The organism is Aeromicrobium sp., from assembly GCF_047606445.1.
Lineage (GTDB): Bacteria > Actinomycetota > Actinomycetes > Propionibacteriales > Nocardioidaceae > Aeromicrobium.
In genome coordinates this window covers 1-11,833 of the sequence record NZ_JASGEK010000021.1, presented here as the reverse complement: position 1 = coordinate 11,833, position 11,833 = coordinate 1, and the positions used below count along the sequence as shown (strand labels likewise).

Annotated in this window: 11 protein-coding genes and 1 pseudogene; 3 read left to right on the top strand and 9 right to left on the bottom strand. The window is 69.2% G+C overall.

Annotation, left to right across the window (positions count from 1 at the left end):
• Positions 1-36: 36 nt before the first annotated feature.
• Positions 37-384: a hypothetical protein gene (locus tag QM621_RS05670; RefSeq protein ID WP_414989391.1), complete on the bottom strand. Its 348-nt coding sequence runs from the start codon at positions 382-384 to the stop codon at positions 37-39.
• A 173-nt stretch (positions 385-557) separates the two neighbouring features.
• On the opposite strand from QM621_RS05670, the gene QM621_RS05665 reads away from it, so the two are divergent.
• Positions 558-1,838 (top strand): ATP-binding protein, encoded by a 1,281-nt coding sequence (locus tag QM621_RS05665; protein WP_414989390.1) that lies wholly within the window; start codon positions 558-560, stop codon positions 1,836-1,838.
• Positions 1,839-1,875: 37 nt separating this feature from the next.
• On the opposite strand, the gene QM621_RS05660 is transcribed toward QM621_RS05665, so the two are convergent.
• Genes QM621_RS05660 through QM621_RS05650 form a run of 3 tightly spaced genes read right to left on the bottom strand, consistent with a single transcriptional unit; the run spans position 1,876 to position 5,036 of the window.
• On the bottom strand, positions 1,876-2,643 hold the full coding sequence (locus tag QM621_RS05660; protein ID WP_414989389.1) for an SDR family oxidoreductase: 768 nt from the start codon (positions 2,641-2,643) through the stop codon (positions 1,876-1,878).
• Positions 2,640-3,857: an acetyl-CoA C-acetyltransferase gene (locus QM621_RS05655; protein ID WP_414989388.1), complete on the bottom strand. Its 1,218-nt coding sequence runs from the start codon at positions 3,855-3,857 to the stop codon at positions 2,640-2,642. Before QM621_RS05655 ends, QM621_RS05660 begins: the two co-directional genes overlap by 4 nt.
• Before the next feature lie 33 nt (positions 3,858-3,890).
• Positions 3,891-5,036 carry an acyl-CoA dehydrogenase family protein gene (locus QM621_RS05650; protein ID WP_414989387.1) on the bottom strand — a complete coding sequence of 382 codons (1,146 nt, stop codon included), beginning with the start codon at positions 5,034-5,036 and terminating at the stop codon, positions 3,891-3,893.
• Positions 5,037-5,143: 107 nt separating this feature from the next.
• Here QM621_RS05650 and QM621_RS05645 point away from each other — a divergent pair, with 107 nt between their 5' ends.
• A complete protein-coding gene (locus QM621_RS05645; RefSeq protein WP_414989386.1) occupies positions 5,144-5,722 on the top strand; it encodes a TetR/AcrR family transcriptional regulator in 579 nt (192 codons plus the stop codon).
• Here QM621_RS05645 and QM621_RS05640 read toward each other — a convergent pair whose 3' ends face one another.
• Complete coding sequence (locus QM621_RS05640) at positions 5,723-6,268, bottom strand: YceI family protein (protein ID WP_414989385.1); 546 nt, start codon at positions 6,266-6,268, stop codon at positions 5,723-5,725.
• Between the two features lie 105 nt (positions 6,269-6,373).
• On the opposite strand from QM621_RS05640, the gene QM621_RS05635 reads away from it, so the two are divergent.
• A complete protein-coding gene (locus QM621_RS05635; RefSeq protein WP_414989384.1) occupies positions 6,374-6,862 on the top strand; it encodes a MarR family winged helix-turn-helix transcriptional regulator in 489 nt (162 codons plus the stop codon).
• Between the two features lie 48 nt (positions 6,863-6,910).
• On the opposite strand, the gene QM621_RS05630 is transcribed toward QM621_RS05635, so the two are convergent.
• The 4 genes and pseudogenes from QM621_RS05630 to QM621_RS05615 all read right to left on the bottom strand — a co-directional run.
• A complete protein-coding gene (locus tag QM621_RS05630) occupies positions 6,911-7,804 on the bottom strand; it encodes a DUF559 domain-containing protein (protein ID WP_414989383.1) in 894 nt (297 codons plus the stop codon).
• 181 nt (positions 7,805-7,985) lie between these two features.
• On the bottom strand, positions 7,986-9,668 hold the full coding sequence (gene ettA / locus QM621_RS05625; protein ID WP_414989382.1) for an energy-dependent translational throttle protein EttA: 1,683 nt from the start codon (positions 9,666-9,668) through the stop codon (positions 7,986-7,988).
• A 36-nt stretch (positions 9,669-9,704) separates the two neighbouring features.
• Entirely contained in the window at positions 9,705-11,360 is a 1,656-nt protein-coding gene (locus QM621_RS05620; protein WP_414989381.1) for a GTPase family protein, read from the bottom strand.
• Positions 11,357-11,833, bottom strand: a pseudogene (locus QM621_RS05615) (hypothetical protein); the annotation flags it as partial. The gene QM621_RS05620 and the pseudogene QM621_RS05615, both read right to left, overlap by 4 nt.

Sequence of the window (11,833 nt, the reverse complement as noted above, 5' to 3'; positions counted from 1 at the left end):
GCGTTAGTTAACCCCCTTGGGGGGTTCGGGGGCCTATCACCCACCATCTCGGCGCTCTTCGGGGGTATTACCCACCAACGCCTCGGCATGGGCGCGACGGACGAGCACGACGGCGATAGGCAGGACCAGGAGCCCGCCGAGGCCGAGCCCAGCCGCGAGCCTCACCCGAGGCGTCGCGACGGCCAGGCATCGGTCGTCGAACTCCTCCTGATCGACGCGGTACTCGCCACCGGCGTAGGCCGACCCGTCCCGGACGACCGACAGCGCCGCGCCGCAGACTCCGTCATGGTCAGCAGCGCGGACGTCCGAGCCGGCCAGGACCGCCGCGACCACCACCAGCGACAACGTCAGCAGGCTCGCCGCGACCGCCTTGAAAAACGCCATCCCACAAACGTATCGGAGGGACGCACCGGCGCCTATGGCCCAGAAGGGCCACCACCCCGCCACCTGACTATCAGCGAACGTTCGACCTGACTATCAGCGAACGTTCGACCTGACTATCAGCGAACGTTCGACCTGACTATCAGCGAACATTCGACCTAACTAGGATGAGCGGCGTGAACCTCCTTCCACGCCACCTTCTGCCGCTGGGGCTGGAAGCTCTCGACGCCTTCCCCACGGTGGTGGTCCAAGGAGCTCGGCAGACCGGGAAAAGCACCTTCGCCCGCATGCTCGTCAACGACCGGATTCATCACCACTTCTCACTCGATGACGAGACGACCCGGACCTCAGCCCTCGCCGACAGCCACGCTTTCGTCCGACAGTTCCCGAACGACACGCTCGTCATCGACGAGATCCAACGCTGTCCCGAACTCCTGCTCGCCGTGAAATCCGCCGTCGACGAGGACCGCCGTCCTGGACGCTTCCTCCTGACCGGCTCATCCGATCTGCTCCGCCTGTCCCGCACCCCCGACTCCTTGGCGGGCCGAGCTGTGACGCTGCATCTGCAGGGGTTCAGCCAGGGCGAGCTCTCCGGGCAGCCTGACGACTTCGCCGCGTGGCTCCGTGAGCTTCCCGCGTCGCCTCACGCGTTCATCACCTCATGGGCACGCTCGGACTACATCGAGGCGCTCGCCCGAGGCGGCTACCCGGAGCTCGGGACTCTCACGCCTCGCATGCGCACACTCTGGATCGACGGCTACATCGATCGCTTGTTGAACCGAGACATCGCCGACGTCTCCCGTGGCCTGTCCGCCGACCGGCTCTCCGCCGTGCTGCGCCTCATCGCCGCCAACCAGTCCGGCGAGTTGGTCCAAGCGCGCATCGCGAACGAACTCGGCATGCCCAAGTCCTCCGTCCGGTCGTATCTGTCCGCTCTCGACACCCTCTACCTCACCACCGACCTCCGCCCGTGGAGCGCCAACCTCACACGCCGCGAGGTCGGACGACACAAAGTCAGCGTGACGGACTCCGCGCTCGCGCTCCGCCTGAACCGCACGGCGCCCGCGCGCCTGGCCGACCTCTCCGAGACACCTCTGTTGGGCGTCTATCTGGAGTCATTCGCCGCGACCGAACTCACCAAGCAACAAACATGGACCTCCCAGGAGTTCGACCTCTACCACTTCCGCGACCGCAACGGCCTGGAAGTCGACCTCGTCATGGAGTTCGCCGACAACTCCGTCTTCCTGCTGGAGGTCAAAGCGACACAGACCTACAGGAAAGAGCATTTCTCCGCGATCCGCTCGCTCGCCGAACGTCTGGGCGACCGTTTCCTCGGCGGGGCCGTCCTCGGCCTCGACGCGCGCAGCCATCAGATCGCCGACCGCATGTGGGCCTTCCCGCTGTCCGTCCTCTGGGAGGCGAGCGCACCGAACGCCGTCGCGGCGACAGCCTCGTAGGAATCGGCCACCCGCCTCCACATGGCAAACAGGCGACTCAGACGCCGCCGGTGAGCAGCAGGCCGCCGTCGACGGTGAGCGTCTGGCCGGTGACCCAGGCCGCGTCGGCCGACAGCAGGAACGACACGACCGAGCCGATGTCCTCCGGCTCGCCGAGCCGCTTGAGCGGGTACGGGCGGGCGACCTCCTCCTCGCGACCCTCGTAGAGTGCCCCGGCGAAGCGGGTCTTCACGACCGCCGGCGCCACCGCGTTGACCCGGACCGTCGGGCCGAGCTCGACGGCCAACTCCTTGGTCACGTGGATGAGCGCCGCCTTCGACGCGCCGTAGGTGCCGATGCTCGGCGCGGGCAGCAGGCCCGCCACCGACGCGATGTTGACGATCGCGCCGCCGTTGGCCTCGAAGGACGCCCGGTAGACCTTCTGCGCCCAGCCTATCGCGGCCACCACGTTCGTGTCGAAGATCTTCGACGCGGCCTCCAGGTCGATGTCGACCATGCGCCCGTACGCCGGGTTGATGCCGGTGTTGTTGACCAGATAGTCGAGACCGCCGAAGGCCTCCAGCGCCGTCGCGACGACCTCGTCCTGATGGGCAGAGTCGCTGGCGTTGCCCGCGACCCACCGCACCTGCTCGGGCGTGCCGAGCTGGCCCGCCGCCTCGGCGAGCGCCTCGGCCTTGCGCGCGGTGATGACGACCTTGCCGCCCTCGGCCACGATCCGCTCGGCGATGGCGTAGCCGATGCCCCGGCTCGCGCCGGTGACGATCGCGACCCTGCCGTCGTGGCGCAACCGCCCCGCGAGGCTCACGACAAGCGCTCCAGCACCATCGCCATGCCCATGCCGCCGCCGACGCACATCGACTCGACGCCGAACTGCTTGTCGTGCCACTGCAGCGAGTTGATCAGCGTGCTGGTGATGCGCGCGCCGGTCATGCCGAACGGGTGGCCGACGGCGATGGCGCCGCCGTTGACGTTGAGCTTGTCCATCGGGATGCCGAGCGTCTTGGCCGAGCCCCACGCCTGCACGGCGAAGGCCTCGTTGATCTCGTACAGGTCGACGTCGTCGATGCCGAGGCCGGCGTTCTTCAGCGCGGCCGGGATCGCCTCGACCGGGCCGAGGCCCATGATCTCCGGCGACAGGCCGGTGACCGCCGTCGACACGATGCGCGCGAGCGGGGTCAGACCCAGCTCCTTGGCCTTGACGTCACTCATGATGACGACCGCCGCGGCGCCGTCGTTGAGCGGACAGGCGTTGCCCGCGGTGACCGTGCCGTCGGGACGGAAGACCGGCTTGAGGCCGCTGACCGCCTCCAGCGTGACGCCCGCGCGCGGACCGTCGTCCTTGTTCACGACTGTGCCGTCGGGCAGCGTGACCGGGGTGATGTCCGTGGCCCAGAAGCCGGACTCGATGGCCGCCTCGGCGAGGTTCTGGCTACGGACGCCGAACTCGTCCTGCTCCTGACGACTCATGCCGAGGTACTGCGCGACGTTCTCGGCCGTCTGGCCCATCGCGATGTACTGGTCGGGCAGCGAGCCGGCCTCACGCGGGTCGGTCCACGACTCGGCGCCGCCCTCGGCGCGCTTCGCCGTGCGGGCGATGGCGTCGGCGAACAACGGGTTCTCCGAGCCGGGCACGTCGGCGAAGCCGTTCGCGAACCGGCTGACCGTCTCGACGCCAGCCGAGATGAACGCGTCGCCCTCGCCGGCCTTGATGGCGTGGAAGGCCATGCGGGTGGTCTGCAGCGAGCTGGAGCAGTACCGGTTGACGGTGACGCCCGGCAGGTGGTCGAGACCGGCCAGCACCGAGACGACGCGGGCGATGTTGTGGCCGCCCTCGCCGGCCGGCTGGCCGATGCCGAGGTGCAGGTCGGTGACGTCCTTCGGGTCCAGCGACGGGACCTTGTCGAGCGCGGCCTTGACCATTTGCACGGCCAGGTCGTCGGTGCGCATGTCCTTGAGCGAGCCCTTGACGGCGCGGCCAATGGGCGAGCGCGCGGTGGACACGATGACGGCTTCAGGCATTTCTTCTCCCGGGGTGTGTGGTGGTGAGGAGGCTCAGAAGCCGAGGTCGCGGCCGATGAGCTCCTTCATGATCTCGTTGGAGCCGGCCCAGATGCGGGTCACGCGGGCGTCGCGCCAGGCCCGGGCGACGCGGTACTCGTTCATGAAGCCGTAGCCGCCGTGGATCTGGACGCAGTGGTCGAGGACCTTGTTCTGCACGTCCGAGCTGTAGAACTTGGCCTTCGCGGCGTCGATGGCGGTGAGCTTGCCCTCGGCGTGCGCGGCGACGGCGTTGTCGACGTACGCCTCGGCGACCTCGATCTGCGTGACCAGCTCGGCCAGCAGGAACTTGTTCCACTGGAAGGCGCCGATGGACTGGCCGAAGGCCTTGCGGTCCTTGGCGTACTGGATGGTCTCGGCGAGGATCTGCTTGGCCTGGGCGATGTTGGAGACCGCGCAGCCGAGGCGCTCCTGCGGCAGCTTCTGCATCATGTGGATGAAGCCCATGTCGAGCTGGCCGATGATGCGGTCGTCGCCGACGCGGACGTTCTCGAAGAACAGCTCGGCGGTGTCGGACTCGGTCTGGCCGACCTTGTCGAGCTTGCGGCCGCGGCTGAAGCCCTCGTCGGTGGCCTCGATGCCGAACAGGGTGATGCCCTTGGCGCCCTTCTCCGGGGAGGTGCGCACGGCGGTCACGACGAGGTCGGCGCTGTAGCCGTTGGTGATGAAGGTCTTGGAGCCGTTGACGACCCACTCGTCGCCGTCGCGGACCGCGGTGGTCTTGAGCGCGGCGAGGTCGGAGCCGCCGCCCGGCTCGGTCATGCCGATGGCCAGCAGGCACTCGCCCGAGGCGACCTTGGGCAGCCAGCGCTCCTTCTGCTCCTGGGTGCCGAGCGCGGCGATGTAGGGCGCGGTGATGTCGGCGTGGATGCCCCAGCAGGAGCCGAGCGCCGAGCTGACCTTGCTCAGCTCCTCGCCGAGGACCGCGTTGAAGCGGTAGTCGCCGGCCTCGGAGCCGCCGAACTCCTCGGGGATCTCCAGGCCGAGCAGGCCCAGCTCGCCGGCCTGCAGCCAGAAGTCGCGCGGCAGGGCCTTGTCCTCGATGTACTGCTCGATGTGCGGGGCGACCTTCTTGGACAGGAAGCCCGCGCACGTCTCGCGGAAAGCCTCGTGGTCGTCGGTGTAGATGGTGCGGTCCATGCGGAGCTTCTCCAGACAGGCGATGGGACGGAAATGCGACTAAGCGCTTGCTTAGCATGCCATCGCTGGTCCATGCTGTCCACCACGTCCCCCCACAAGGAGCGCCCATGAGCACCCCCGCCCGCGACCGCCTGGTCGACGCCGCCGTCGAGGCGTTCGCCGAACGCGGCTACGGCGCGACCACGACGCGCGACATCGCCTCGCGCGCGGGCATGAGCCCGGCCGCGGTCTACGTGCACCACGCCACCAAGGAGGACCTGCTCTTCGCGATCTCGCTGCGCGGGCACCAGAACGCCCTGACGACGCTGACCGAGGCCGCCGCCCACGGGGCGACGCCGGTCGAACGGGTGGCCTCCATGGTGCGCGCGTTCAGCGTCTGGCACGCCGAGCACAGCCGCACCGGACGGGTGGTGCAGTACGAGTTCGGCGCGCTGACGCCGGAGCACCGCGCCGTCATCGCCGACCTGCGCCGCCGCATGGAGCAGCGCATGCGAGACGCCCTCGCCAAGGGGGTCGACGAGGGCGTCTTCGAGGTGGGCGACCTGCGCGGCACCGCGCGGGCCGTGCTCAGTCTGAGCGTGGACCTGGTGCGGTGGTTCGAGCCGGGCGGCGCTCACACGCCCGAGGAGCTCGGGGCCTTGCACGCCGACCTCGCGGTCCGCATGCTGAGGCCGCTCCCGGCCTGATCAGGCCTCGTCCGCGGCCAGCACTGCCTCGGCGTTGATCGTGATGGTGATCTTGTCGCCGATCATGACCTTGTCACCCTCGAGCGGGATGTTGAAGTCGATGCCGAACTCCTTGCGGCTGATCTGGCCGGTCGCCTCGACGCCGACGCGGGTGCCGCCCCAGGGGTCCTTGCCCTCGCCGAGGAACTCGACGGCGAGGTCGAGCGGGCGGGTGACGCCCTTGATCGTGAGGTCGCCGGTGACGACGAACTCGGTGTCGCTCGTGGCGGTGACGCCGGTGGTCGCGAAGGTCATCTTCGGGTTCGACTCGACGTCGAAGAAGTCGCCGCCGCGCAGGTGGGTGTCGCGGTCGGCGGCGCCGGTGTTGATCGAGCTCAGCTCGACCTCGACGCTGACGGTCGAGGCGGTGACGTCCTCGGCGGTCACGAGGGTGCCGTTGAAGGACTCGAAGGTGCCGCGGACCTTGCTCATCAGGTGGCGGACCGAGAAGCCGATCTCGGTGTGCGTGGGGTCGAGGTGCCAGGTGCCGGGGGTGACGATGCTCATGCGCGCTCCTTGGAGAAGTGGTCGGTGATCCCACCGTAGCATATAGATGAATGTTCAACTAGATGGGCGACGCGATCGCGGATCGACGCCGACTAGAGTGAGCCCGTGAGCACGACCCCCGAGGACACCCCGACCGACACGCCCTGGCTGTCCGCCGACCAGCAGGTGTCGTGGCGCTCCTTCCTCGGCGGCGTCACCGCCCTCATGGACCAGCTCGACCGCGACCTGCGCACGGAGCACGGCCTCTCGATGCCGGAGTACGAGATCCTGGTGCGCCTGTCGGAGGCCCCCGACCGGTCCATCCGCATGGCCGAGCTGGCCGCCGCCGTCGGACATTCCCGCAGCCGCGTCACCCACACCGTCTCCCGCCTGGAGCGCGACGGCCTCGTCGTGCGCGGCCAGTGCTCCGAGGACGGCCGGGGCGTCTCGGCAGTGCTCACCGACGAGGGCCTCGCCGCCCTGGAGCGCGCCGCCCACACCCACGTCCGCGGCGTCCACGACCACTTCGTCGCCCAGGCCTCCCCCGCCGACTTCGCCACCGTCGGCTCCGTCATGGCCACCGTCGCCACCCACCTCGGCGCCCGCTCCTTCTAGGGTCACCCTCTCCCCAGATTTGCTGACTTATCCACCGTTCTTACGCCGTCAGACGGTGGATAGGCCAGCAAATCTGGAAGAACGTGGCCACAAAGCTTGTCGAATCCGGACGGCGATGAGGTGCGGTCGCTGGAAATCCTCGACCGTCACCACGATGACTCGCCAACCAGCGGCCTCTAACTGCTCACGCCTCAAGTAGTCCCACTGTCGCTGTCTCGCGTCACGCTCGTGCTGCCACCCGTCATACTCGACCAAAACCTTGCGCTGTCGATAGACGAGGTCGCCGCGCGCCAACCAGGCGCCATGATCGTCATGAATATCGACGTTCACCTCGGGCTCCGGCAAGCCAGCGCGATGAAGCGTCCACCTCAGATCGCTCTCCTTCGGAGACGCCACTCGCGCACGGACCAACGGAGCCACCCGTCGCGCACGCCGAACACCATCGAGATGCGACGTGAGGCAGAAACTCCGCAAATCGTCCACGCTCACAGCGCCAGAAGAGACCAGCCAGTCACCGACGCGCAGCAGCCTCCGATCGTCGAGTTGCGTGGCGGTGTCGACGAACGTCCTCGCTGGCGGAGTCATCACGACGCCGGCTCTCATCTCAAGCAGCAGCTCATGACGGTACCGATGCAGCACCACCCCGTTCGGGACTCGCTGAACCGGTCGATTCGTCGCGAAGTGCAGCGGCTCCTCCGGACCGATATCGAACCCACGCAGCCTCAGATTCGTGACATGGCTGACCGCGACTTCCAGCGGCAGCGCCAACTGCGCGGCTCGAACCCGCAATGGCAGAGTCGGCGCCGTTTCACGTGTGCGGTAGACGCCGCGATGCAGTCGCACGAACCGGGCGCCTTCGAGCATGCGGTCGCTGACGCCTAGCGCACGCGCGTCCTGTGTCGTGAACGCGATGCCGTGGAGTTCTTCAGGGATGGAGCGCATGACTCCACCGTCATCCTCGTCACCACTCCAGCCAAGCCCCGATATCGATCCTGTGGACAGTGTGACTATGCGATGCCAGACCCTGTGGATAACCCAAGTGCCAGATTTGCTGGCTTATCCACCGTTCCTGCGGAGTCAGACGGTGGATAAGCCAGCAAATCTGGCGAGAAGGCGACCCAGGTCAGTCGCGGGTGAGGCGGCGGTGGGTGACACGGTGGGGGCGGGCGGCCTCGGGGCCGAGGCGCTCGACCTTGTTGGCCTCGTAGGAGGCGAAGTTGCCCTCGAACCAGAACCACTGCGCCGGGTTCTCCTCGGTGCCCTCCCAGGCGAGGATGTGCGTGGCGATGCGGTCGAGGAACCACCGGTCGTGCGACGTCACCACCGCGCAGCCGGGGAAGTCGAGCAGCGCGTCCTCCAGGCTCGACAGCGTCTCGACGTCGAGGTCGTTCGTCGGCTCGTCGAGCAGCAGCAGATTGCCGCCCTGCTTGAGCGTCAGCGCCAGGTTCAACCGGTTGCGCTCGCCGCCGGACAGCACGCCGGCCTTCTTCTGCTGGTCCGGGCCCTTGAAGCCGAACGACGCGACGTAGGCGCGCGAGTTCATCTCGAAGTTCGCGACCTTGATGAAGTCGAGCCCGCCGGAGACGACCTCCCAGACGTTCTTGTCCGGGTCGATGTTCTCGCGGCTCTGGTCGGCGTAGCTGATCGAGACGGTCTGGCCGACGTTCAACTCGCCGGAGTCGGGCGTCTCGCCGCCGGTGATCATGCGGAACAGCGTCGTCTTGCCGACGCCGTTCGGGCCGACGACGCCGACGATGCCCGCGCGCGGCAGCGAGAAGCTGACGTCGTCCCACAGCACCCGGCCGTCGAAGGCCTTGGCGAGGTTCTTCGCGTCGAGCACGACGTCGCCCAAGCGCGGACCGGCCGGGATGTTGATGTCGGAGGTGTCGATCTTGCGGGCCTTCTCGGCCTCGGCCGCCAACTCCTCGTAGCGGGCCAGACGCGCCTTACTCTTGGCCTGACGTCCCTTGGCGTTGGAGCGCACCCACTCCAACTCCTTCTCGAGCATCTTGGCGCGCTTGGCGTCCTTCTGCCCCTCGATCTTGAGACGTTCCTTCTTCGTCTCCAGGTACGTCGAGTAGTTGCCCTCGTAGCCGTGGATCGAGCCGCGGTCGACCTCGGCGATCCACTCGGCGACGTTGTCGAGGAAGTACCGGTCGTGGGTGACCGCCAGAACGGCGCCCGGGTAGCTCTTGAGGTGCCCCTCCAGCCACTGCACCGACTCGGCGTCGAGGTGGTTGGTCGGCTCGTCGAGCAGCAGCAGATCGGGCTGCTGCAGCAGCAGCTTGCACAGCGCGACGCGGCGGCGCTCGCCGCCGGAGAGGTGGTCGACGACGACGTCGGCCGGCGGGCAGCGCAGCGCGTCCATCGCCTGGTCGAGCTTGGAGTCGACGTCCCACGCGCCGACGGCGTCGAGGTAGTTCTGCAGCTCGGCGGTCTCCGTGCCGAGGGCGTCGTAGTCGGCGTCCGGCTCGGCCATCTCGGCGTAGGCGGCCTCCAGTCGCGCCATCTTGCCCTTGATCTCGGCGACCGCCTCCTCGACGTTCTCCAGGACCGTCTTGCCCTCGGTCAGCGGCGGCTCCTGCTGGAGCATGCCGACGGTGGCGTCGGGGTCGCGGACGATGTCGCCGTTGTTCGGCTGGTCGAGCCCGGCCATGAGCTTGAGCAGCGAGGACTTGCCCATGCCGTTCGGGCCGACGACGCCGATCTTGGCGCCGTGCAGGAAGGACAGCGAGACGTCGTCGAGGACGACCTTGTCGCCGTGGGCTTTGCGGATGTTGCGCAGGGAGAGGACGTAGTCAGCCATGGTGCCCCCACCCTAGCGACGCGCCCCCGGACCGGTTCAGCCCAGGGCGGCGGCGATACCCGCGCGGTAGCGCTCGTAGACCGCCAATTCCGCCTCGACCGGCGCGACGACCAGCTGCTCGCCGACCCGGCCGAGCGCCGAGCGCAGTTCGCGGTCGACGCGCTTGGCCTGCCAGCGGGCGATGAGCCGGGCGCCGAGACGCGCCAGACCGGCCAGGACCACTCCGACGACGAGCCCGCCGATCGCGACCGCGAGCGACAACGGACGGCCGTCGAACGGGCCGAAACCGCCGACCAGCGGCGACTTCGGCACGTTCATGCCGATCACCGAGTCGGTCAGCCACCAGCTGAAGCCGCAGACCGAGGCCAGCAGCAACAGCCACTGGACGACGTTGACGCCGTGCAGCCAGCCCAGGCCGCGCAAGCCGATGGGGATGCCCGCGACCGCGTCCTCGACGGCCGCCGTCGCGCCGCCGGAGCCGGCCACCTGGTCGACCGCCGAACGCACCGAGTCACGCCAGGACCGCTCCAGACCGACCGACGCCTTCTCCACGAACACGCGCACCGAGGTCTCGACGGCCGAGCGCTGGGGTTTGATCGCGTCGGGCAGGCTCGTGACCTCCAGCTCGCGGTCGTCGAGGTCGACGCCGAGCTCCTCCAACGGATCCGCGCGCAGACCCGCGATCCAGCGGGTGGGCGGCCAGCCGCCCAGCCGGATCGCCCGACGACGGCTCGACGCGCCGACCGCCGTGGCCAGCTGCGTGCCGCCGACCGCGTCGAACAGCGCCCGGTCCAGCTCGGCCCGGTCGGCGTCGGAGACGCCCGGCACCTGGGCGCGGCCGCCGACCGCGGCGATCTTCTCGGCCACCTGGCCGACGTCGGCCAGCAGCCGCTCCTGCGCGGACTCGCGGGCGCGGATGCGGCGGGCCAGCTCGCGTTTGAGGTCGTCCACGCCGTCGCCGCGGCTCGCCGAGACGCCGAAGACCGGGACGTCGTCCATGCCGTCGGCGGCGATGATGCGGCGCACGTCCTCGACGGCCCGCTCACGCTGCTCGTAGGGGATGCGGTCGATCTGGTTGAGCACCACGACCGAGATGTCGTTGTAGGAGGCCATCGGCCGCAGGTAGCGGTCGTGGATGGCGGCGTCGGCGTACTTCTGCGGGTCGAGCACCCACACGATGAGGTCGGCGTAGCGCACCAGCCGGTCCATCTCGATGTGGTGCGCGACCTCGGTGGAGTCGTGGTCGGGAAGGTCGAGCAGCACGAGGCCGTCGAGCTTGGTGTCCTCGGAGGAGCGGTCGAGCATGCTCATGCGCGAGACCTGGTGGCGCGGTGGGATGCCCATCCACTCCAGCAGACCCTCGGCGCCGTCGGGGCCCCAGGCGCAGGCCAACGGCCAGGAGGTGGTGGGACGACGCAGGCCGACGCCCGCGAGGTCGAGGTCGGTCAAGGTGTTGAACAGCGACGACTTGCCCGAGCCGGTGGCCCCGGCCAGCGCGACGATGGTGTGCTGGCCGGACAGCCGGAGGCGTTCGACGACGCGCTCGGAGAGCTGCTCGGCCTCGGCCAGCACCGAGTCGGGCAGGCGGAGGCGCGCGGCGGAGGCGGCGGCCGTCAGTCCGTCGACGCGGCGGCCGATCTCGCCGACGTCCTCGCGGTACACCGGTGCCGCCGGCTCCGATATCTGGCTCATCGCACCCCTCCCTCCGAGTCCTTCGCCTGTGAGCCCTGAAGGATACGGGACTCCAAGCCGTCGACGTGGCGCGCGTGCTCCGCTTTGCGGGCCGCCTCGCGCAGATCGTCCTGCATCGCGCGGACCGCCGACGGGGCCGGGGTCAGCGCGGCGAAGCGGGCCTCCTCCTCGGCGACGAGCGCGGCCACCCGCGTGCGCAGATCGCCGGCGACGTCGGCGGCGAGCGCTGTCACGACCGGACGGGTGAGGACCGCGTCGAGCACCCGCTTGCCGATCCGGCCGGACTCGGCGTTCTCGCCGCCGAGCGCCAGCACCAGGAGCGAGACGGTCAGGCCGGGCACGCCGAGCGCGAGCACGTCGGTGGACAGCCGACGGTCGGCGACGGCGGTGCGGATGCGCTCGGTGGCGCGGGCCTGCCAGTCGCGGGCGAGCCGGTCGGCGCGGGCGCGCAGGTCGCGCGGCGCCCGGTCGAG